Raw genomic sequence first — 23354 nt, forward strand, 5'->3', positions numbered from 1 at the left:
AAATTTAATAAGGGAGTATTGTTTCTTCTAAAATCTGATTTATAAGGATTTGTACATAAATAATGATCGTTTTAGTTCGATGCGAAGTTTCTTATATTTCCGACGAAAGTCTTATTATAACTTTCAAGCAGAATCATATGAATTTCAAATAAAAGAATGTTTTTTTATGGATCTAATGAATTATCATCTCTTCTCAATACATCCATACTTGGAATAAAGCTCGTTCTGTAAAGCGATAAAAAACGAAACTTTCCAACCTTATAACCTAAGGTTTTTTTACTTGCAGATTGATAGGTGGTTATTGCTTGCGCTCCAAAATAAAAGTTCTGACCAAAAGAGGTTACAATTAACGCTCTTACCAGATTATGTTTAATCATAAACCTGCCACAATTTCTCATATTGGTTACCGAAGTTCTAGCGTATGGATCCATGGCTATCTGACTTTCGTTGAGGTTGAATTTTTGTAATAATGCCTGTTTCATACCAAAAGCCTCATTTTTTGGTGTTTTTGGCGGCCGAACATTACCTCCAGAAACCATAATTACAGGTATATTGAATTTTCGCATGGCTTTTATAGCGCGTTCCAATCGTTTCATTTCTTTCTTATTAACGCCTTGTGGATTGGTTATATCTCTGGGTGTAAAACCAGGAACAATGATGATCTGATATTTTAATTTTTTAATATGCTCGATTTCATTTTGAATTGCTAAACTAACCGCTGCATTTTGGGTGGTAATATTAATTTTAGTATTACCCTCATGCGCAGCATCAGGTGCTGCGTATGCATACAAATCTGGCGGAATTGGCGTAATTATCATGTATTAAGTGTTGTTGATTTCTATAATTTCATGTTTTCTACCTAACAAGATAGGTTAATCTTATTTCATGGTGCATTTAAGTGTTGATTATTAGCGTTTTAATTGTGTTTTGTGTTGTGAAAACTCTGTGTTTTAGCAATTAATATGTAACGATGTTAGTAGTTTATTCTTAATGCTTATTCCGTTATTTCATTTTTTAATTGCACAATATCGCTTAGTTTTTGCATTTCTTTGTTGACTCCTTTTTTAATCACGATAAAAAGAATTATTCCAATAACGACATAGGAGATATCAATTAGTATAATATTCCATAGTTCCATATAAGCACTAAATTCAGGTGTAATCATAAAAAAACCAATGGTGTATAAAACAATTATTATTGGTGCAATAACTTGATGAATGGTCTTTCTAAATTGATGAAAATGTATCGAGTTCTCTGCCGTTTTTAAGGTGTCATCTAACACATTTATTTGTCTAGCTTTATGAATACTAAGTACTTCAATACCTATTCTAAAGACTAAACCTAAAATCATTAACCCTGCTCCAATTTTACTTAATACTTCTTCTACAGGAGCTACATAAATAAAGAATAAGGAAATGACAATTAGTGTAATTAGCAAAATACTAATAGTACCATAATAGAAAAAGTAGTTCTCTTTTTCTTTACGCTTTATTTTTTTATATAAGTTCTCTAAGTTTATAGCGGCAGGTTCCATGCTTTTTTTGCTGTCTTCCCACTTACTTTGTAAGTTTTTAAAATCGTTATTCATTTTTCATTATTTTTTCAAGACGTTTTTTTATTCTGTGTATTTTTACTCTAACGTTTATGGGGTTAATTCCTATAACTTCAGATATACTATCATAATCTTGGTTTTCTAAAACCATCATAATTATTAGACGATCTATTTTTTTTAATTGTCCAATGGCTTGGTATAGCTGCGATATATTATCTTTTTCCGTGGTATCGGAATTCGTAATAGACGTTTGGTTTTCTATTTCTAAGGGCGTAAGTATTCTTACTTTTTTATCTTTTTTTACATACTGTAAACATGTGTTTACTGTTATTCTGTAAATCCAAGTTTTATAGGAAGATGCGCCTCTAAATTTGTCTAAGTTACTCCATACGCTAATAAAAATTTCTTGGGATAAATCATTCGCAGCATCTTTATCGCCTTTAACAAAACCCAAGCACATTTGTAAAACCATTGGGTGTTGCTCACGATATATGGTTTCAAAATTTTCGTTCTTATTTATTTTCATGCACTAAAAAATCATTTATTGTTTTATAAAGCCATTCTGGTTGATCAAACATTAAAAAATGCTTACTGTTGGTAGCCATTAGTATTGTTTTGTTAGGTAAGTTGGTGTATTGTTTTTCATAGTTTTCTTTTGCTATGTTTACATCTGGAAACGATGCGCCTAATATTAGTGTTTCACATGTCACTTTATGTAATACATTTCTTAAATCTAGTTTTAGTAAATCGGTATATCCATAAACCCAAGTTTTTCGGTCGGCTTCTACCATCCAATTGGTTATTACCTCTTTTTTATCTTCTTTTAGTGTCATGTTGGAAGCCATCATAACTGCTATATTTTTAAATTGCTGTTGGTCCATTTCCAGCATTTGTGTATTGTAAGGGGTTTCATAAAATAGACTTTCAGCAGGTACATGAGGCATCATCACTTCTCGCATACAAGGTAATGCTTCTACAATTATAATTTTTGAAATAATATTAGGTAATTCCGCAGCAATATCTACGGCTAGATTTCCACCCATACTGTGACCAATAATAAGAACGTCTTGCATATTATTGTCGGTTATATATTTTAGTATTGCTTTCTTGATAGAAGCATACCAAGGCATTTCTATGGGGTTGTTACCATTAAAACCTGCATAAGAGAAGAAGTGAGATTTTCTATCTATATTTAAATTGATGGCAGTTTCTTTCCATATAGAACCCGGAGTTGCAAAACCAGGAAGAAATAAAATAGGTTTTCCTTGTCCAATAGTTTCTATACTAATAGGGTTTGGTTCTGTGTTTTTAAGCGGTTTGATTTCTTTGTTTATTCCGAAGCTATTGGTGGTGCTTATTATAATAGCGAATAAAAATAAGGTGGTAATTCTAATGCAATGTTTCATAATACTATTGTTTTTAATTGGTTTATACCTCTTGGATAAAAAAAACAGTATTTGTTACACTTTAAAATTATTTTTTTTGGATTTATTTTAGGAAGGAAATTCTTTAATAGGAAAAACGCAGGTTATATAGTGATTTTGACCTGTTTATAGAACTGAAATATGCAATCCTATTCGAGTCCTTAATTTATCAAATCACCGTGTTGCATTACCAATAAACACAATATTTTCGCATAAGAATTTCTACAGATATTACCGTTTTAAGGTTCTATCTGTAGAAAGAATTGTTTTAAATAATATTATTTTTTAAGGTGTAGAAGCAACAGCACCAAGTGTGTAAAGTTGCTCTAGAGTAGGAGATTCACTTCCTCCTTCAGGCTCTAATGTAATACCAAATGCTTCAGACGCATTAGCATTTTCTATAGTAAATAGTTTGTTTTCGTCTGTAGAAAAATCAGCTATTATACCTAAACTTGTGGGTGTTAAAGGGTTTAACTTTAAAGACCATACTTGGTATACCTTTCCTTTTGGAGGTTCTGGTAAACCTTGCGCATCTAATACAATACTATTACTCTTTTTATCCCAATATACTTTTGCGTATGCTTCCGGATAAACCGCTTGTCCTGCAAGTGCAACTGGTATAATATCTTTATCTCTTAATACCGAAATAAGCTTTTTAGCTTCGGTTAAACTAGAATTTCCTGTTTCTATTTGTACTTCCAGTAATTCTTTATCTATATCAGCAACACGTATTTGTTCTTTAAGCTGGTTGTTTTGATTAGCGAAATATAAAAAACCTGCAGCAAATACAATAGAAGCTGCCCAACTTACGTACGTAAACCATTGTTTGTTAGGTTTTGTATCTAGAGGTATTACTTTTGTGGTATCTGTTGTTATTTTTTCTTTAATAGAAGGATAGAGTAATTTACTATCACTTGGCGAAGCTGCTGCTGTAAGTTTAATTATTGCTGCTTCAATTTTTAAAACCTCGTCAAGAACTTCAGGATGTTTTAAAGTAAGTCTATAGACCTCCTTACTTTCTTCTTCAGAAAGCGTACCTGCAACGTAAAGTTCCAAAATTCCAGATGCTATGTATTCCTTTATATCCATATTAAACTTCTAGCATATTACGTAATTCGCTTATGCATTTTCTATTTCTTGTTTTTATTGTACCAATTGGCATTTCTAATGTTTCGGAAGCTTCTTTTTGTGTATATCCTTTAAAATATAACAGTTCAATTACTTCTTTACATTTTGCAGCTAATTTAGATACAAATCCTTTAATGCCAATAGCATCTGTTTGATTATCTAAGCTTTCGTTGCTTTCAATGATATCTACGAAAAAATCGGAGTTAAGGTTTTGTTTTGCCTTTTTGAAGTTTTTAGAACGTGTTTGATCTATCGCCGCATTGCGTGCTATGTTTAGAATCCAAGTAAAAAACCGACCTTTTTTTGAAGAGTACGTACTTGCGTTATTCCATGCTTTTATAAAAACATCTTGCATAACTTCTTGTGCAATGTCATGATCTCTAACAATATTATAGATAACACCATGCATACTATCACTATACATATTGTAAAGTGTTTCAAAGGCTTTTTCGTCCTTGTCTTGAAATTTAGTAACCAGTAGGTCTAAATGCATATAGTATTATTAGTTGTGTAATGTAGTAAATTAATAAGTAATAAAAAAAGCACCAAACGGTGCTTTTTTATTTTTATAAATGTAGGATTCTTATTCAATAATACCTCCGCAACTTATGCGTCCACCAGCATTTCCTGTTGGTTGACCATAATCATCTGCTCCAGCATGAACAATAATAGCTTTTCCTAAAATATCTTTATTTGGATCTCCACAACCTAGACACCATTCGTCTGTAGAAAACTCTAGATATGCTCTACCATTTTCTTCCGCAGTTAAATTGCCTATATCTCCTTTGTGGTATCCAGCAGTATCTCCCCATTTTCCATGCGGTTGTGCTGTTGGGTTCCAATGTCCTCCAGAGGAAGTCCCATCTGCAGCAGAGCAATCTGCTTTTTCATGAATATGCATGGCGTGTGTTGTTCCTGGATCCATTCCTTCAATAATAGCAACCATTCTAATTTTTCCGTCTTCTTCCGTAAAAGCAATATCACCCTTCACCTTACTATCGCTTTTTGGTTCCAGTTTCATCTTCACTTTTTTAGCGGTCATCGCTTTGGTCGTTCCTGTTTCTTGTTTTACTTCCTTTTTACAACCAATTGCAAAAAGCATACTTAAAGCTAAAATAAAAATGCTACTTCTTTTCATTATTATACAGGTTTTAGATTAAGTACTAAAGTTAAAATATATTTAGGGAAAAACAAATTATAAAACGGAAGGGTTTTAGTTGTTTATTTATCGCGTAAATAGGTAGTGATTACTATTTCTACATCTTCCCAAGTCTTACTTACGCCATCTGCTCCTTTATGTAAATCCAAACAAACTTTATTTAATGTTTCTAAAGCACTTAAAGCATTCCAGTTTTTAAGATCCATGGTAGCTTTCATTGTTACACGTCTTTCATCGCTAATGCTGTAATCTAAAGGTAAATCTGCAGTAACACCATTCATAGTTATAGAAGCGATATAATTACCATTCGTATTGGTTATGGTTCCTTTTATTAAATCAGGATCTAACATAGCGCCAAAGAAAGAGGCTTTTAATTTAGCGTCTCTAGTGTCGTCTTTAGTAAATAAACTACTTACAGGAATGGTAAACTCTAAATTGTTTAAAGCTTCTTCCGGCGTAGCTCCAGATTTGTTTTTAAAATTTAGCGTTGCAAACTCTCCACCAACTGGTACTTTGTCTGTTGTTTTAAATGCCGTCCATTTTACAGAAGTTGCTTCCGGTTTTATAATAAAAGAACTAGTTGCTTCCGTAGTTGTTATAACTGGAGTCTCTGTTTCTTTTTTTTCTTCTTTACAGGAAGTAAATAATAATAAACTAACTGCTAATATTGTTAAAGGTTTTGTGATTTTCATGATTAATTTTTAAATGTTTCCGTAAAGTTAAGTAGATAAAAGCGTTCATGCAAGCACAACCGAACATCTTAATGCTATCCATTTTTATTAATATGATATATGTCATATTTTTTATGATTTAACCTATGTAGTTTTGGGGTATGGTAAACGGACTAGTTAATAAATATAATGTTGCAGGACCTCGTTACACGAGTTATCCTACTGTTCCTTATTGGAATAACGAAACCTTTTCCTTAAAAAAATGGAAGACATCGTTAATACAATCTTTTCAAGAAAGTAATGATGCAGAAGGTGTTAGTTTATACATTCATTTACCATTTTGTGAAAGTTTATGTACCTTTTGCGGTTGTAATAAACGAATTACTAAAAGACATGAAGTAGAGTCTCCATATATCACTGCAGTTTTAAAAGAATGGGATTTGTATTGTAATCTTTTACAAACGAAACCAAATATTAAGGAATTACATTTAGGTGGAGGAACACCAACTTTTTTTACACCACAAAATTTAGAGCGTTTAATTAAAGGTCTTTTAAGAAAAGCCACACGTGCTGAAAATTATGAATTTAGTTTTGAAGGGCATCCAAACAATACCACTAAAGCGCATTTACAAACACTTTTTAATTTAGGATTTAAACGTGTAAGTTTTGGTGTGCAAGATTATAATGAAACCGTTCAGAAAGCAATTCATAGAATACAGCCTTTTGAAAACGTAAAACGTGTTACAGTAGCGGCGAGAGAGATTGGCTATACTTCGATAAGTCATGATATTATTTTCGGATTGCCTTTTCAAACCGAAGCACATGTAGAAGAAACCATTAATAAAACCAAGTTATTAAAGCCAGACAGAATTGCCTTTTATAGTTATGCACATGTACCTTGGATTAAAGGAAATGGACAACGTGGTTATAAAGACAGCGATTTACCAACTCCTGAAAGTAAAAGAAACCAATACGAATTAGGGAAGAAAATGTTGTTTGAAGCAGATTATGTAGAAATTGGAATGGACCATTTTGCATTACAAACAGATGCTCTATATCAAGCTACAACCAATAAAGAGTTGCATAGAAATTTTATGGGATATAGTGCTTCTAAAACGCAGGTTATGATAGGACTTGGAGTTTCGTCCATAAGTGATAGTTGGTATGGTTTTGCGCAAAATGTAAAAGGATTAGAAGAATATTACCATTTAATAGAGGAAGATATCATCCCAATATATCGTGGTCATATTTTAAACGAAGAAGATTTAATTATTAGAAATCATATTTTAAATCTCATGTGCCAATTGGAAACTTCTTGGTCAGCAACAGAAAATTATTTTTCAGAATTACCAGATACATTAATAAAATTAAAAGAAATGGAACAAGATGCACTAGTTGAAATCTTTTCCAATAAAATAATAATAACAGAAAAAGGAAAACCCTTTGTTCGAAATATTTGTATGGCTTTCGATTTGCTTTTACAACGTAATAAGCCCGAAGCACAACTATTTTCAATGACCATTTAAAACAAAATATCATGAAAAAAATTATTGTACCAATAGATTTTTCTGAGCATTCAGAATATGCATTAGAAACCGCAGCTGTTTTAGCTAAAAAATATAATGCAGAAATTGTAGCATTACACATGTTAGAACTTTCTAACGCAGTTATTTCTAATGCAGAAAATATGCAACAAGAAGAAACCGTTTTCTATTTAAAACTTGCAGAAAAAAGGTTTCAAGAATTTTTAGATAAAGCCTATTTAAAAGATATTAAGGTAACGCCATTAGTAAAACATTTTAAAGTGTTTAGTGAGGTTAGTGAGGTAGCTAAAGAACAGGGTGTAGATTTAATCATAATGGGTTCTCATGGTGCAAGTGGATTAAAAGAAGTACTTGTTGGTTCTAATACCGAAAAAGTAGTAAGACACTCTAATATTCCGGTTTTAGTTATAAAGGAGAATCCTATTTTAACAGATTTTGAAAACGTGATTTTTGCTTCCGATTTTTCTGAAGAAGCAATAAAACCATATTTAAATGCAAGTAGAATGTTCGAAGCATTAGATGCTAAAATGCATTTGGTATATGTAAACCTTCCAGATAATAGATTTAGAAGTTCTACAGAAATAGAAAAACGTGTGGCCGACTTTTTAAAAGCTGCAGAAGGCAATCTAGATAAAATGAAAGAGGTGGCTTATGTAAATGATTATTCTATTGAAAAAGGGGTTTTAAATTACTCTAATATTATAGGTGCAGATCTAGTTGCTGTTGCAACGCATGGAAGAACTGGTTTAGCACATTTTTTTGAAGGTAGTATTTCTGAAGACATTGCAAACCACTCTACATTACCAGTGATGACATTTAAAATTTAATTATAAATAATTAGAGGAAACGCTGATTCTATAAAAAAAAATATTGATTTTTCACTTTAAAAAGAGGTCTTAAGTTAGTTAAATAAATTTTTAAAGTGAGTAAAAAGCCAAACATTGTTTGGCTTTTTTGAGGACTAAATTTCAATTAAGACATTTTTATCCGAAATATGATAAATGTCATATTTTAACATAATTTTAGGACGTATTTTTGAAGTATTAAAATAAACAATTAACTAAAACAGATGAAAACAACACTAAAAGTATTGATGGTATTATTTGTAACACTTCTAATAAGTTGTGGAGGCAAAGAAGAAAAGAAAAAAGAAGGATTCTCTTATCAAAAGAAAGCAACAACAGAAAAAGCGACAGCTCCTAAAGCAGAAAAAGTTCCTGCATCTAAAAAAATAGATTTATCTAATAAAGGTGTTGGTCCAATTACTTCTGTTACGCTTGGTGCAGAAGTAGATCAAAAAATGGCTACACATGGCGCAGATGTGTACAAAAAAATGTGTACCGCTTGCCATAGAGCAGATAAAAAATTTATTGGTCCAGCACCAACAGGTATTTTAGAAAGACGAACTCCAGAATGGGTAATGAATATGATTTTAAACCCAGAAGAAATGACTCAAAAAGATCCTTTAGCTAAAGAATTATTAATAGAATTTAATGGAGCGCCAATGGCAAACCAACACCTTACAGAAGAAGATGCTAGAGCAGTATTAGAATATTTTAGAACCTTATAATAATTCCATTATGAAAACAATTAAAAACTTGTTTCTTGTTTTTGCAACGATGGCTTTAGTAAGTGCTTGCAAAGACAATAATGAAAATACACCTACACAAGTAAAGACGGAAGCCACAACACAAAAATCAGGTCAAGCCTTTATTGAGGGAGATGTAGGTACCACTGTTCTAAGTATTGCAATGGGCTCTAAAGATCACACTACTTTAGTTGCAGCGGTGCAAGCAGCACAGTTAGAAAACGTATTAGTAAATGCAGGACCACTAATGGTATTTGCACCAACTAACGAAGCCTTTGCCGCTCTACCAGAAGGTACCGTTGAAAATTTGCTAAAACCAGAAAATAAAGATGCTTTAGCTAATATCTTAAAGTATCATGTAACTCCTGGAAACTACTCTAAAGACTTTTTAAAGAAATTTAAAAAATTAGGACAAGCTAATAATGGGTATGTAAAAGTAGAAGTTATAGACGGTGAACCAATGATTGGAGGAGCTAAAATATTGGCAAGCATACCTGCAGGAAATGGAATTGTACATGTAATAGACAAAGTTTTATTACCTCCAACAGAATAATTAAAATACGAACTAAAGAATAATAAAAAATGAAAAATATAATAACATCAAGTATTGCAATGCTCGTTATCCTTTTAGGGTTTACAAGTTGTAATAACGGCAACAAATCAGGTTCTAAATCTGGTGCATTAGCGAGTAATGTTGCCGAACGAGTATATGTTGCTCCGGGAGAGTACGATTCGCATTACGCCTTTTTATCTGGAGGTTACAGCGGTAACGTAACGGTTTACGGCTTGCCTTCTGGTAGAATGTTTAAAGAAATTCCTGTGTTTTCTCAATTTCCAACCTCTGGTTATGGGTATTCAGAAGAAACGAAACCTATGTTAAACACTTCACATGGATTTATCCCTTGGGGAGATGCGCATCATCCAGATATTTCGCAATCTAAGGGAGAGTTAGATGGTCGTTGGCTATTTATAAATGAAAACAATACACCACGTATTGCAAGACTTAGTCTTACCACATTTGAAACCGAAGAAATTATTGAGGTACCAAATAGTGCAGGTAATCACAGTTCTTCTTTTGTTACTGAAAACACAGAGTATGTCGTTGCAGGAACACGTTTTTCAGTGCCAATTCCGCAACGAGATATGCCTATTAAAGAATATAAAGGGAACTTTAAAGGGGCGTTATCTTTTATCTCTGTAGATCCTGTAGAAGGACATATGGATATAAAATTTCAAGTATTGATGCCAGGATTTAACTATGATTTATCACATCCTGGACGTGGAAAATCACATGGATGGTTCTTCTTTACTACCTATAATACAGAAGAAGCTAGCACGCTTTTAGAGGTTAATGCTTCACAAAATGATAAAGATTTTATAGCAGCAATAAACTGGAAAAAAATTGAAGAATATGTAAATAATGGAGGAGGAACAATGATGCCTGCTAATTATGCACACAATTTATATGACGAAGATACACATACCGCAACTTCTACTATGAAAAAAGAAGTACGTGTGGTTAATCCATTAGAGGTACCTGGTGCTGTCTTTTTTATACCAACACCAAAATCACCGCATGGCTGTGATGTAGATCCTTCTGGAGAATATATTGTAGGTAATGGTAAATTATCGGCTAATTTAACGGTGCATTCCTTTACAAAAATGTTAGATGCTATTGAAAACAAAAAATTTGCAGGGGAAGCGTACGGAATTCCAATTTTAAACTTCGAAGATGTTTTAGCAGGAGTTGTAGAGCAACCAGGATTAGGACCATTACACACAGAGTTTGATGGTAAAGGAAATGCGTATACTACATTCTTTATTTCTTCTGAAGTTGTAAAATGGAAATTAGGTACTTGGGAAGTTATAGATAGAAAACCTACATATTACTCTGTGGGTCACTTAACTATTCCTGGAGGAAATTCTGGAAAACCACAAGGTAAATACATGTTTGCAATGAATAAGATTACCAAAGATAGATACTTGCCAACAGGTCCAGAAATGGAGCATTCTGCGCAATTGTATGATATTTCTGGAGATAAAATGGAATTACTTTTAGATTTCCCAACACATGGAGAACCACATTATGCTGCAGCAATGGAAGCAAGTATCATTAAAGAGCAATCTCAAAAAATCTATAAGTTAGCAGATAATAAGCATCCTTATGCAGCTAAATCAGATGATGATACTAAGGTGGTTAGAGAAGGTAAAGACGTGCATATTTACATGACAACGATTAGAAGTCATTTCTCACCAGATAATATTGAAGGTGTAAAAGTAGGAGACAAAGTATACTTTCACGTGACTAATTTAGAACAAGATTTTGATGTACCTCATGGATTTGCGGTAATAGGTCAAAACAATTCAGAATTACTAGTAATGCCAGGGCAAACAAAAACATCTGTTTGGGAACCAAAACAAGTTGGTGTATGGCCATTTTACTGTACCGATTTCTGTTCTGCTTTACACCAGGAAATGCAAGGATATATTAGAGTATCTGCTGCAAATTCAGACACACCAATCAAGTGGTCTCTTGGAGAAGATATTGAATAATTAATTAAAAATAATTAGAGAAGTTTTGTTTTAGTGTTTATTTCTCTAATAAAGGCGAGAGTTGTTTATTTCGCTCTCGCCTTTCTTTCTAAAACACTACAATCTGTTACTACAGAAACTTCACGTAATTGAATAACATTAAATTTTAAATACCATGAAAAAGGCTAGCATTATAATGATTATTGGTTCATTACTGTTATTAGGGCTTTTTAAATTTCCGTTATGGAACATTATGCTTGGAGCACCTCAATATCCAGATCCTTTAGGAATGAATATTTATATTGATGGTATTAAAGGCGTATCTGAATTTGATTTACAAAATATAGATGGATTAAATCACTATATCGGAATGAAAACCATCCCAAAAGCAGACGAAATGTGGGAATTCTCTATGTTTCCAAAGGTGATATTTGGCATGGCTATGTTAGGTGTTGTTATTGGTCTGTTAGGTTATTTTGAGAAAGTTAGCTATAAATATTTTTTAGGCTGGTTTCTATTTATGTCCGTACTTGGTATTTTAGGGATGTACGATTTTAATAATTGGTTAGTAGATTATGGAGGAAATTTAGATCCGCACGCAATTATAAAAGTAACCAATCCAGACGGTACACCAATGTCGTATAAACCACCATTAATTGGTTTTAAAAAACTATTAAACTTTGATGTTACTTCTTTACCACATACTGGAGGATACTTAATGTTTATAGGAATGTCTTTAACACTTGTCGCTTTTTGGTTAGGCCGAAAAATGAGTATAAAGAAAACAAAATAGTAATTTTACATTTTCAAAACACTAAAAAAATGAAAACACTAAAACACTATTCTGTACTTGTATTACTTTTAATTTTTATAAGCTGTAATGTATCACCAAAAGCCATAGAATATGGTAGTGATGGTTGTCAGTTTTGTAAAATGACTATAGTAGATAAAATTCACGCAGCAGAAATTGTTACTAAAAAAGGTAAAGTTTATAAATTTGATGCTTCCGAGTGTATGGTGCATTTTATGGAAGATTTTGATACTTCACAAATTAAACTTTATTTAACGAATAACTTCACAGAACCCGAAACACTAATAGATGCAACACAAGCAACCTTTTTAATAAGTAAGAATATTCCAAGTCCAATGGGAGCTTTTCTCTCCGCTTTTAAAAATAAAGAAGATGCAGAAAAAGTTCAATCTGAAAAAGGAGGCGAATTATATTCTTGGGAAGCGCTACTGGTCCATCTTAAAGAATAGTGTTATGAAAAATATTTTTCTTTTTCTTATAATTATCTTAATTAATAATACCTCCATTGCGCAAACTATTGCCGTTTGTAAAACATGTCCTGTTTCCAGTTTAAAAGAAGCTATAAGTCAAGCTAAGGATTTCGATACCATACTTGTTAAAAAAGGAACTTACAAAGAGCATACTATTATAGTCGATAAGCCGCTAACTATTATAGGCGAAAATTATCCTATAATTGATGGGGAGCTAAAAGGTGAAATTATCACCATTGTTTCCGATAATGTAACCGTGGACGGTTTATTCATTATTAATGTTGGTACCAGTTATACCGAAGATTATGCTGCTATTCGAGTAAAGAATAGCAAGAATTTTGTGATTCAGAATTTGGTATTAGAAAAGCTTTTCTTCGGAATTTATATCGAAAAATCAAGAGATGGCAAAGTCTATCATAATAAGATAATTGGGGATGCTGTGGAAGAATACAATTCCGGAAACGGTATACAATTGTGGTATAGTAAAAATGTACAAATTGAACATAATTTTGTGCAACATGTTCGGGATGGAATTTATTTAGAATTTTCGGATTTTTGTACTATTAAAAATAATGTAAGCACTTTAAATGTGCGTTACGGATTGCATTTTATGTTTTCTAATGATGATGTTTATCAGGATAATACTTTCGAAAATAATGGCGCTGGAGTTGCTGTAATGTTTTCTAAACGTATAAAAATGTATAACAACCTTTTTAAAGAAAATTGGGGAACAGCATCGTATGGTATGCTACTTAAAGAAATTAATGATGCCGAAATTACAGGGAATACTTTTGAAGATAATACCATTGGTATTAATATAGAAGGTTCTAACCGAATTGTATATAAACACAATAATTTCAAGAATAATGGTTGGGCAATTAAGGTAAAAGGTGCTTGCTATACCAATACGTTTACCCAAAATAATTTTCTCTATAACTCTTTCGATATTGCATATAATAGTAATGTAAATGATAATATTTTTGATAAAAACTATTGGAGCAATTATACCGGTTATGATCTCGATAAAAATGGTGTAGGAGATATCCCTTTTCGACCTGTTAAACTGTTTTCGTACATCGTAAATCGTACGCCAGAAACCATTATTTTATTGCGTAGTATGTTTATAGATATTATTGATTTTTCTGAAAAAGTGTCGCCTGTTTTTACTCCAGATGATTTACTTGATAACAATCCACAAATTAAAAAAATTACATGGTAACCATTCAAAATTTACATAAAAAGTTCGGAAAAAACCAAGTGTTAAGTGGTTTGGACTTAACGATTAATGAAGGCGGGATTTTTGCAGTTCTTGGTCCAAATGGTTCCGGAAAAACAACTTTAATTAAAGCCGTTTTAGGAATGGTAATTCCAGATAAAGGTGAAATTACAGTCTTAGGAGAAAACATTAAAAAGAATTCGGATTACAGACATAAAATTGATTATTTACCACAAATAGCCAACTTTCCGAGTAATTTAAAGGTGAAGGAATTAATTAAAATGATTAAAGATTTGCGTAAACCTACAGACGAAGATCAACGTTTAATAGCATTGTTTCGGTTAGAACCTTTTTTAGATAAAAAATTAGGAAACCTTTCTGGAGGAACAAAACAAAAAGTAAACCTGGTTTTAGCTTTTATGTTTAATAGTCCATTAATCATTTTAGATGAACCAACAACAGGTTTAGATCCTATTTCATTGATTCGTTTAAAAGATTTAATTCAATCGGAAAAGGCAAAAGGGAAAACAATACTTATTACTTCGCATATCATGAGTTTTGTGGAAGAAATATCCGATGAAATTGTATTTATCTTAGAAGGGAAAATTTACTTTAAAGGACCTATTTCCGAATTAAAAACCAAGACCAATCAGCAAGATTTTGAACATGCCATTGCGTCTATATTAACAGATAATCATGCTTAAAATATTAAAATATAGTTTTTTCGATTTAATGCGTAGTCGTTGGAGTTACGTCTATTTTGCATTCTATTTATTGCTTGGTGTTGTGTTACTATTTTTAAACAACGACTTATCCAAAGCAGTAATTACTTTAATGAATGTTATTATCGTTTTAGTACCTTTAATTGGAACCATTTTTGGCGTCATGTATTATTATAATTCCCAAGAGTTTACAGAGTTGCTTTTAGCGCAGCCTATAAAACGATCTTCCATATTTTTAGGACAATATTTAGGCGTTGCATTATCGCTTTCTATGAGTTTAATTCTAGGTTTAGGAATTCCGTTTGTTTTTTATGGTTTGTTTGAAAGTAGTGCGATTTGGGATTTTTCATTGTTGCTCATTACAGGAACATTTTTAACCTTAATTTTTACCGCATTAGCTTTTAATATTGCACTTTCCAATGAAAACAAAATCAAAGGTTTTGGGTACGCCATCTTACTTTGGCTGTTTCTTGCGGTAATTTATGACGGACTGTTTTTAATGACATTAATTATGTTTGAAGATTATCCGCTAGACAAACTATCTTTGCTTGGTACCATGCTTAATCCTATCGATTTATCCAGAACGCTAATCTTATTAAAATTAGATATCTCGGCATTATTGGGATATACAGGAGCCGTTTTTAAACAATTTTTCGGTACAAGTTTCGGACTTATTGTATCTTTCGTAATGTTAACTGTTTGGGTGATTTTACCCGTTTTTAGAATCGTATATAAATCGAAGAGGAAAGACTTTTAAATTCATAATTTACATTAAATATAAAAACGTATGAAAACAAAATATACTTTAATGCTACTTCTTTTGGTTGTAACTTTTGGTTGTAAACCAGAAACTAAAAAAGTAGAAAAGAGCATTTCAGAAACGGAAGAAGTTGCATTGCTAGACACTTTGCAACTTAAAATGAATCGTGGTAAAAAATGGCTTGTAAACCCCGAAACACAAGGTGGTGTGGAAAAAATGAACGCCATTATCAAAACATTTAAAGAGGAGAATAGTAAAGACTACAATGCTTTAGGGAAAAAGCTTGCCAAGCAAACCAGTTATATTATTAAAAATTGTAATATGGTTGGTGAACCTCATGATCAATTGCATGTGGTTTTAGTTCCTATGTTAGATGAGATTTCTAACTTAAAAGATGCTAAAAACAACACAGAAGGAGAAGCTTATTTAACGAAATTAGAAGATTTAATTAAAGAGTACTTTGCTTATTTTAAATTGTAATGAACTCCGACTAAGGATGTAGAACAAGTATTGGCTTACTTATTTCTGAGATATTAACTTTCGTGTTCGCTTTAGAAAAGAAATGCTCTAAAAACCCTTCGTTTTTAACAAATAAACATAAAAAATCTATCGTGTTTGTTTGCATATAACTAGATAAAGCAAAATCCATAGGTACATCATTTACCGCATGATACGTGCAATCCAAAAGCGCTAAATTAGATATATCTTCTTGTTCTATTTCAGGATTTTCTTTATTTGGATTCACTCTTAAAACATGAAGGTGTAATTGGTAAGTTTCTATAAAATCCAATACGTTAGAAAACTGTTTTCCATCTATAGTATCTTGAGGATCTAATGGTAATAATAATTCTTTAATTGGTGTAAAAGAATAATCTTCAGGAATAATTAGCGTTTTGCAATTTATTTTTCTAATTACATTTTCGGTATTGCTACCAAATAGAAACTCTTTAGCTCCTGAAGCTCCATTGGTTCCCATAACAATATAATCTATGTTTTTAATTTTAACTAACTGTTTAATTGCATCTGCAAAAACATCAAAATCTAAATGTGTTTCAAAACTGTAATTTACATGGGTATATGTATTTTTCAATTCTTCAACAAGAGCGGTTAGTTTTTCTTTAGGTTCTTTTGTAATAGACTCATAAATACTTTCTTTTGGAGAGTTCATCAAATCATCCGATGTAAAACTTCCTATTTTATGTATATGCATAACATGAAAAGTGCATTTTTCATTTTTAAAAAATTGCATCGCATACTGTATTGCATTTTCTGAATTAGTAGAAAAATCGGAAAGTAATAATATGTTTTTCATAATGTTTAGATTATTTCTTAAAGGTATTTTAAAAGTATAAAAAGAAATATGATTTAAATCAGCTTTGTCACATAAACCTTGCAAATTTTATTGTGAATGTAAGTAATAAAAATTAAATAAGACAATTTTATCTTATTTATTAGAATTGTGATATTTGTCATGTTTTTAAATTATTCTTAGCTTTAATTTCGTGAAATAATTAATAACTAACTAATATGAAAACTACACTGAAATTAATAACACTTCTTCTAGCACTAACCATGTTTAGTTGCTTTAATAAGAAAGAAACAGAATATGCAAACGCAGAAGATATTCCTGTAAACCGAGAAATGCTGGCAGAATTAACTTCGCCACCTAATGTGCCAACTCCAGTTGGAAGACGTAAAGCAAAAAAGCTTATCGTTAAAATGGAAATCCTTGAAAAAGTAGGTGAAATGACAGATGGCGTAGAATATATGTATTGGACTTTTGGCGGAACGGTACCAGGAAGCTTTATAAGAACCAGAGTAGGAGATGAGGTAGAATTCCACTTACAAAATCACCCAGATAACAAATTGCCACATAATATTGATATGCATGCAGTTACTGGTCCTGGTGGTGGCGCAGAATCTTCTTTTGTAGCTCCCGGACATGAAAAAGTATTTTCTTTTAAAACCTTAAATCCAGGATTGTACGTTTATCATTGTGCAACTGCTCCAGTAGGAATGCATATTGCTAACGGAATGTATGGATTAATTTTAGTAGAGCCAGAAGGTGGTTTGCCTCCAGTAGATAAAGAATACTACATTATGCAAGGAGATTTCTATACTAAAGGTGCAAATGGAGAACGTGGATTACAACCTTTTGATATGCAAAAAGCGGTAGATGAAAAAGCCGACTATGTAGTGTTTAATGGTAAAGTTGGTGCGCTTACAGGAGATAATGCGCTTACTGCAAAAGTAGGAGAAACAGTAAGGTTATTTGTTGGTAATGGAGGACCAGGTCTAGTATCTTCTTTTCATGTTATTGGTGAAATTTTCGACAGAGTACATGTGGAAGGTGGTGATTTAATTAATAAAAATGTACAAACGACTATGATTCCTGCTGGTGGTGCTGCAATGGTAGAATTTCGTGTCGATGTACCTGGAACTTTTATTTTAGTCGATCACTCTATATTTAGAGCATTTAATAAAGGTGCTTTAGGAATGCTTAAAGTGGAAGGTGAAGAAAATAAGAAAATATATTCTGGTGAAATTAGAGATGATATTTATTTACCAGAAGGTCCTGGAATTCAAAGTATGCCAACTACAGACGAAGTTGTAGCATCAGAAATTCCAGCTAAATCTTTTGAAGAGCAAATGGAATTTGGTAAAAATGCATACATGCAAACTTGTTTTGCTTGTCACCAGGCAGAAGGACAAGGTATTCCAAATGCATTTCCTCCTTTAGCAAATTCCGATTATTTAAATGCGGACGTAAATCGTGCTATCGGAATTGTTTTACGTGGAAAAACTGGCGAAATTACAGTGAACGGTGAAAAATATAACAGTGTAATGACTAGACAAATGTTATCTACAGATGAAATTGCAAATGTGATGACATACGTGTATAACAGTTGGGGAAATTCTAAAAAAGTGGTCACTAAAGAAATGGTAGAAAAAGTTAAAAAAAGTAAATAATTTTTAAAATGATAAAAAGCCAAGCCTTTAGAATTTTGTTTGTTTTGTTAGTGTTTCAAACGATGCTTTATGCACAGTCTGAAGGCATGGTTTCTATTAAAGGTAGTCGGTATTTACCGCTATACGGAAGAGATTCTACTGTAGTTGCTGTTAAAGATTTTGAAATAGATGTGTATCCAGTAACCAATTCCCAATATGTAGATTTTGTGAAAAAAAATCCGAAATGGCAAAAATCGAAAGTCATTAGTTTATTCGCAGATAAAGGATATTTAGTAAATTGGAAATCGGATTTAGCCCTTAAAAACACCGAAAAACCGAACAGTCCAGTTACTTATGTGTCTTGGTTTGCAGCTAAAGATTATTGCGAATGCCAAGGAAAACGCTTACCAACGATAGATGAATGGGAATATGTTGCAATGGCAGATAAAACCACAAAAGATGCAAGGGTTAAACCCGAATATAATGCCGAAATTCTTGCTTGGTATGAAGCTCCAAGAACTAATGAAAATACTATAGGACTCCATCCTGAAAACTTTTGGGGAGTTCATGATTTACATGGTTTGGTTTGGGAATGGACGCTCGATTTTAATTCGGTTTTAATTTCTGGAGAATCTAGAAAAGACGTGGATAAAGACAATAATTTGTTCTGCGGAAGTGCTGCAGTCAATGCTACAGACTTAATGAACTATGCTGCTTTTATGCGCTATGCTATTCGCGGAAGCTTAAAAGCCAAATACTCTATGAAGAATTTAGGGTTTAGATGTGTTAAAGATATACCAAATGAATTTTAAAATTATGGATGGTAAATTTGAATAGTATTTTCTTTAGATGAGATAGAAAATATAAGCATAGCATTAGTTAAGGTTCTATTTTATATGGATATGTAAAGGAAATAGAAACGAATTTAACTCATCATTTTGAAGTTTATTTGGTATTAAAAAATCAATAAAAAATGAAACACTTAAAAATATTTCTTTCTGTTTTGGTAATTGTAATTGCTTTTACGGCTTGCAATTCTAAAACTTCTAAAAATAATTCGGAAGAATTAGCCGTTTACCAATGTCCTATGCAATGCGAAGGCGAAAAAACGTATAGTGAAGCTAGCAGTTGTCCTATTTGTAACATGGATTTGAAACTCGTAGAGAAAGCTTCAAAAGTATTGGAAACGAATGAAATTTCAGAAGCATCCATTTTCAATTTAACTTCTAAATGGCATACCGAAGAAGGTAAGGAGATTCAGCTTAAAGATCTAAAAGGAAAAACTTTAGTGATGGTCATGATTTATACTTCTTGTAAAGCTGCTTGTCCTCGTTTAGTGGCAGATATGCGAAATATAGAAGCGGAAATCCCAAAAGAAAACCTAAAAGATTTAAATTTTGTACTAATAAGTATCGACCCAGAAACCGATACACCAGAACGTTTAAAAGCATTTGCTATTGAAAATCTTATGGATGATGAACAATGGACTTTTTTGCAGGGAACCGAAAGTGGTGTTCGCGAATTTGCTAATGTACTTGCTATGAAATACAAGCAGATTTCACCTATAGATTTTTCACACTCCAATATCATTAGCGTCTTTAATACCAAAGGCGAATTAATACACCAGCAAGAAGGTTTAGGGGTAGATAATAAAGATACCGTAGCTACCATTCTAGAACTTACACAATAAAATATCCTTCAAGATTTTAAAAACCTTACCGGAATAAAACAGAACTAAAAATGAAAAGTATATTAACAATCCTATGTTTAGGAGTTGTAATGACTTCTTACGCGCAAGAATTTGAGATTTCAACAGTATTAAGACCACGTTTTGAATATAGACATGGCTACAAAACTTTAACAGCAGATGACGCAGAGGCAGCAACATTTATATCGCAACGTACACGATTAAATTTTGGTTATAAAAGCGAAAAATTACAGATGTATTTAGCGTTACAAAATGTTAGAATTTGGGGTGATGTCTCTACATTATCTACTTCCGATACCAATGGAACTGCAATTCATGAAGCTTGGGCAATACTACATTTAGATCCTAAATTTTCTTTAAAATTTGGTCGTCAAGAAATTGTTTATGATGACCATAGAATCTTTGGAAACGTTGGTTGGGCACAACAAGCAAGAAGTCATGATGCATTTATTGCGACCTATAAACTAAATAAAAATAATCAATTGGATATTGGATTGGCTTTTAATGAAAATGCAGAAACTTTGTTTGAAGAGAATTATACTGTAGATAATTACAAAGCGTTTCAATATGCTTGGTATCATACGAAATGGGATGCGGTTGGATTAAGCTTTTTAATTCTCAATAACGGCTTAGCTTATGATGCAGATAACGAACAAAAAGTAGCGTATAACCAAACTATAGGTACCCATCTTACCTACACTAAAAATAAGTTACAGGCAGATGCTTCTATGTATTTTCAAACCGGAAAAATTGCAAACACAAGTTTGCATGCATATAACGTTGCTGGAAATGTATTTTATACCATTAGTGAAGCATTTAAAACTGGTCTAGGAGTAGAATACCTTTCTGGTACCGATAGTAACAGTACAGAAAACAAAATAAAATCTTTCAACCCTTTGTTTGGTACCAATCATAAATTTAATGGTTTGATGGATTATTTTTATGTTGGAAATCATATAAATTCTGTAGGATTATTAGATGTTAATGCAACTATAGCGTATCAAAAAAATAAATTTTCAGCAAAATTAATTCCACATGTTTTTTCCTCGGCAGCAACTGTTGTGGATACTTCTGGAAAAGAAATGAGTGCTGTTTTAGGTACAGAGCTCGATGTGGTTTTAGGTTATAAATGGACTAAAGATGTTCAATTTCAAGCAGGATATTCACAAATGTTTGCAACAGAAACTATGGAAGTTTTAAAAGGAGGAAATAGCGATAATGCAAATAATTGGGCTTGGTTAATGATAACAGTTAAGCCTAGTTTGTTTAAAACAACGTTTAAAAAAGAGTAAAATAAGGTTTTGGATTTATCACCAAACTGCAACTTCAAGAGCTGTTAGATTTCTATAATCTAACAGCTCTCTGTTTTTAATCACTTCCAAAATGCATCTTCTATATTATCCTTAAAGTCTTCTGGTTGATGGATTTTTTCTATTTGAAGCATTTGTTCTTCCGTAGCTATTTTCTGTATTTCAGGAAACAAAATGCGTTCTTCAAATCGGATGTGTTGTTCTAATACTTCTTCAATTTTACCTAATGTTATGGCGTCGTCTCCGGTTTCCGCAAATAAAGCCTTTATCTGTTTATGATCTGCTAAAGCTTTTTTTACAAGTTCATTATCTTCTTCTAGAATAGTAAAAATATATGTTTCTTCCATTTCAAAATGCGGAATTAAGTGTGTTTCAAAAAACCAATTAGCATACATTCTTATCCGTTCTGGCGCAATATTCTTGCTAAATCCAGATCTAATTTTCCAAGATAATAATAGTCCGTGATGATGTTCTCGACTTAATGGTTGTATCGCTTTATGACGTTTTTGTGGTTTGTTTTGCATCGTGTTTTGTTTTAATAATATGTAATAAAATAAAAAGGATTCCTAATGGTAATAATATACTAAATAGGAATAATAAAAGATAATAATTGGTTAGCATTCCTTCTCCGAAATAAAATTTACAACCTTGAATAAGTAATAACATTTCGGTTAATATAAAACCTAAAAGAAAACTGTAAACTCCAATATATAGCGATTTTGTAAATCGGACTAAACGTGTGTTTAATATAAAAGAAAAAAGAAAACCACTAATAATACCAAGCATCATTAAATGAATAAAACCTATTATAAAGTTACGATGTTCGAATACTACTAATGAAAATTCAGGAAAAAGTGTAAATGCTTGTACAAATGTTTTCAACACAAAACATACAACGCTAAAGAAATAAAGATAAAGTACTATTTTAGGTTGTGTTTTTGTGTGCTCCAACAAGTTAGGCTTAATAAGTTTTAAAAATAAATATAGGCTTGCAAGTTGTAAAAGGATCCCAAAAGCATTAATAAATAGTAGTGCTTTATGAGGTGCAAACCACTGAATTGGTAATGCAAAAGTTAAAATAGTAGCGGCAATTAATAGTTTGAAGAACAACCGGAATAATTTGGAATCTTCTATCTTAAGTACATGGAAAAACACAGCGATAACAGCAATTAAAAACCAACCATTAAATTGAAAATGCAAAAAGAACTGAATGGCTATTTGATAAAAGGCAGATGCTTGTCCTAGCATAGAAACCGCTGGTCCTAAACACCAAACACCAAATGTAGAAAGCACCATAAATAGGAGCGAAGCCTTCAGTAACTTACTAGTAACAATAGATTTGGTTTTATGATGTTTAAAAATTAGATAGGCAAAGTAATAACTGCAAAATATATGTAATGTAGAAAAGGAAATGGAAATTGCTGCATAACCTTGAAAAGGAAAGCTTAACATCATACCAATAACTGCAATTTCTGTGATCCAAAATAAACGATTATAAACCTGTGTTTTATCTGGAACAAAATAATGTGTAATTAGCGCAAACAACATAAGGTAAACCCAGCCTAACATGGCAACATGAGAATGAGCATGTGTTAAAAAGCGATAGTTTAAACCAATAGATTCTATAACCGAAAATCGCAGTGCCAAACCCATTAAAGCAGCAACCAAGAAGTTAATTAAACAAACAAGAATGAATTTTTTTTGCATTTTAATAAAAAATAGTCCTTACGTAAAGGTATCTGTTTTAATAAAAATCCTAGAACATGTTTAGGGAAATGTTCCAGGATTTTCTAAGTACTAAAGTTACAAA

General features: G+C 32.0%; 26 protein-coding genes. 15 read left to right on the top strand and 11 right to left on the bottom strand.

From position 1 onward, the window contains the following. Nucleotides 1-164: 164 nt before the first annotated feature. From ACVCXO_RS09425 to ACVCXO_RS09460, 8 genes are all read right to left on the bottom strand, one after another. Complete coding sequence (locus ACVCXO_RS09425) at nt 165-818, bottom strand: YdcF family protein (protein WP_452229343.1); 654 nt, start codon at nt 816-818, stop codon at nt 165-167. A 176-nt stretch (nt 819-994) separates the two neighbouring features. Next, nucleotides 995-1588: a hypothetical protein gene (locus ACVCXO_RS09430; protein ID WP_452229344.1), complete on the bottom strand. Its 594-nt coding sequence runs from the start codon at nt 1586-1588 to the stop codon at nt 995-997. Next, complete coding sequence (locus ACVCXO_RS09435) at nt 1581-2078, bottom strand: RNA polymerase sigma factor (protein WP_452229345.1); 498 nt, start codon at nt 2076-2078, stop codon at nt 1581-1583. Before ACVCXO_RS09435 ends, ACVCXO_RS09430 begins: the two co-directional genes overlap by 8 nt. Beyond that, nucleotides 2065-2958: an alpha/beta fold hydrolase gene (locus ACVCXO_RS09440; protein ID WP_452229346.1), complete on the bottom strand. Its 894-nt coding sequence runs from the start codon at nt 2956-2958 to the stop codon at nt 2065-2067. The genes ACVCXO_RS09435 and ACVCXO_RS09440 overlap by 14 nt, the downstream gene beginning before the upstream one ends. 303 nt (nt 2959-3261) lie before the next feature. Beyond that, nucleotides 3262-4065, bottom strand: a complete 804-nt coding sequence (locus ACVCXO_RS09445) for an anti-sigma factor (RefSeq protein ID WP_452229347.1) — start codon at nt 4063-4065, stop codon at nt 3262-3264. A 1-nt stretch (nt 4066) separates the two neighbouring features. Continuing rightward, nucleotides 4067-4597 carry an RNA polymerase sigma factor gene (locus ACVCXO_RS09450; RefSeq protein ID WP_452229348.1) on the bottom strand — a complete coding sequence of 177 codons (531 nt, stop codon included), beginning with the start codon at nt 4595-4597 and terminating at the stop codon, nt 4067-4069. A gap of 90 nt (nt 4598-4687) precedes the next feature. After that, nucleotides 4688-5242, bottom strand: coding sequence for a superoxide dismutase family protein (locus tag ACVCXO_RS09455; RefSeq protein ID WP_452229349.1), 555 nt, complete (start codon nt 5240-5242; stop codon nt 4688-4690). A gap of 83 nt (nt 5243-5325) precedes the next feature. Then, nucleotides 5326-5955 (bottom strand): YceI family protein, encoded by a 630-nt coding sequence (locus tag ACVCXO_RS09460; protein ID WP_452229350.1) that lies wholly within the window; start codon nt 5953-5955, stop codon nt 5326-5328. A gap of 140 nt (nt 5956-6095) precedes the next feature. Here ACVCXO_RS09460 and hemN point away from each other — a divergent pair, with 140 nt between their 5' ends. The 11 genes from hemN (at nt 6096) to ACVCXO_RS09515 (ending at nt 16057) form a co-directional block, all read left to right on the top strand. After that, nucleotides 6096-7460, top strand: a complete 1365-nt coding sequence (hemN, locus tag ACVCXO_RS09465; protein ID WP_452229351.1) for an oxygen-independent coproporphyrinogen III oxidase — start codon at nt 6096-6098, stop codon at nt 7458-7460. Between the two features lie 11 nt (nt 7461-7471). Beyond that, nucleotides 7472-8305, top strand: a complete 834-nt coding sequence (locus ACVCXO_RS09470) for a universal stress protein (protein ID WP_452229352.1) — start codon at nt 7472-7474, stop codon at nt 8303-8305. Nucleotides 8306-8547: 242 nt separating this feature from the next. Continuing rightward, the gene (locus tag ACVCXO_RS09475; protein WP_452229353.1) at nt 8548-9048 is read left to right on the top strand and encodes a c-type cytochrome; all 501 of its coding nucleotides are present in this window, start codon (nt 8548-8550) and stop codon (nt 9046-9048) included. Between the two features lie 10 nt (nt 9049-9058). Further along, the gene (locus ACVCXO_RS09480; protein ID WP_452229354.1) at nt 9059-9619 is read left to right on the top strand and encodes a fasciclin domain-containing protein; all 561 of its coding nucleotides are present in this window, start codon (nt 9059-9061) and stop codon (nt 9617-9619) included. A gap of 29 nt (nt 9620-9648) precedes the next feature. Further along, on the top strand, nt 9649-11619 hold the full coding sequence (nosZ, locus tag ACVCXO_RS09485; protein ID WP_452229355.1) for a Sec-dependent nitrous-oxide reductase: 1971 nt from the start codon (nt 9649-9651) through the stop codon (nt 11617-11619). A 154-nt stretch (nt 11620-11773) separates the two neighbouring features. Next, complete coding sequence (locus ACVCXO_RS09490) at nt 11774-12391, top strand: hypothetical protein (protein ID WP_452229356.1); 618 nt, start codon at nt 11774-11776, stop codon at nt 12389-12391. Nucleotides 12392-12420: 29 nt separating this feature from the next. Next, nucleotides 12421-12858 (top strand): nitrous oxide reductase accessory protein NosL, encoded by a 438-nt coding sequence (locus tag ACVCXO_RS09495; protein WP_452229357.1) that lies wholly within the window; start codon nt 12421-12423, stop codon nt 12856-12858. 4 nt (nt 12859-12862) lie between these two features. Next, entirely contained in the window at nt 12863-14098 is a 1236-nt protein-coding gene (locus ACVCXO_RS09500; RefSeq protein WP_452229358.1) for a nitrous oxide reductase family maturation protein NosD, read from the top strand. Continuing rightward, nucleotides 14092-14799, top strand: coding sequence for an ABC transporter ATP-binding protein (locus ACVCXO_RS09505; protein ID WP_452229359.1), 708 nt, complete (start codon nt 14092-14094; stop codon nt 14797-14799). The genes ACVCXO_RS09500 and ACVCXO_RS09505 overlap by 7 nt, the downstream gene beginning before the upstream one ends. Next, nucleotides 14792-15574, top strand: coding sequence for an ABC transporter permease (locus ACVCXO_RS09510; RefSeq protein ID WP_452229360.1), 783 nt, complete (start codon nt 14792-14794; stop codon nt 15572-15574). Before ACVCXO_RS09505 ends, ACVCXO_RS09510 begins: the two co-directional genes overlap by 8 nt. Nucleotides 15575-15604: 30 nt before the next feature. Further along, nucleotides 15605-16057: a hypothetical protein gene (locus ACVCXO_RS09515; RefSeq protein WP_452229361.1), complete on the top strand. Its 453-nt coding sequence runs from the start codon at nt 15605-15607 to the stop codon at nt 16055-16057. 10 nt (nt 16058-16067) lie between these two features. On the opposite strand, the gene ACVCXO_RS09520 is transcribed toward ACVCXO_RS09515, so the two are convergent. After that, nucleotides 16068-16889, bottom strand: coding sequence for a universal stress protein (locus tag ACVCXO_RS09520; RefSeq protein ID WP_452229362.1), 822 nt, complete (start codon nt 16887-16889; stop codon nt 16068-16070). A gap of 215 nt (nt 16890-17104) precedes the next feature. On the opposite strand from ACVCXO_RS09520, the gene nirK reads away from it, so the two are divergent. The 4 genes from nirK to ACVCXO_RS09540 all read left to right on the top strand — a co-directional run bounded on the left by nirK (nt 17105) and on the right by ACVCXO_RS09540 (nt 21526). Further along, the gene (gene nirK / locus ACVCXO_RS09525) at nt 17105-18547 is read left to right on the top strand and encodes a copper-containing nitrite reductase (protein ID WP_452229363.1); all 1443 of its coding nucleotides are present in this window, start codon (nt 17105-17107) and stop codon (nt 18545-18547) included. An 8-nt stretch (nt 18548-18555) separates the two neighbouring features. Further along, entirely contained in the window at nt 18556-19338 is a 783-nt protein-coding gene (locus tag ACVCXO_RS09530; protein ID WP_452229364.1) for a formylglycine-generating enzyme family protein, read from the top strand. 161 nt (nt 19339-19499) lie between these two features. Then, nucleotides 19500-20216 (top strand): SCO family protein, encoded by a 717-nt coding sequence (locus ACVCXO_RS09535; RefSeq protein WP_452229365.1) that lies wholly within the window; start codon nt 19500-19502, stop codon nt 20214-20216. 50 nt (nt 20217-20266) lie between these two features. Next, nucleotides 20267-21526 carry an alginate export family protein gene (locus ACVCXO_RS09540; RefSeq protein WP_452229366.1) on the top strand — a complete coding sequence of 420 codons (1260 nt, stop codon included), beginning with the start codon at nt 20267-20269 and terminating at the stop codon, nt 21524-21526. Between the two features lie 80 nt (nt 21527-21606). On the opposite strand, the gene ACVCXO_RS09545 is transcribed toward ACVCXO_RS09540, so the two are convergent. Then, nucleotides 21607-22068, bottom strand: coding sequence for a hemerythrin domain-containing protein (locus ACVCXO_RS09545; protein WP_452229367.1), 462 nt, complete (start codon nt 22066-22068; stop codon nt 21607-21609). Next, the gene (locus ACVCXO_RS09550) at nt 22040-23251 is read right to left on the bottom strand and encodes a hypothetical protein (protein WP_452229368.1); all 1212 of its coding nucleotides are present in this window, start codon (nt 23249-23251) and stop codon (nt 22040-22042) included. The genes ACVCXO_RS09545 and ACVCXO_RS09550 overlap by 29 nt, the downstream gene beginning before the upstream one ends. Nucleotides 23252-23354 lie beyond the last annotated feature (103 nt).

The sequence above is a fragment of the Lacinutrix sp. MEBiC02404 genome (assembly GCF_053601575.1).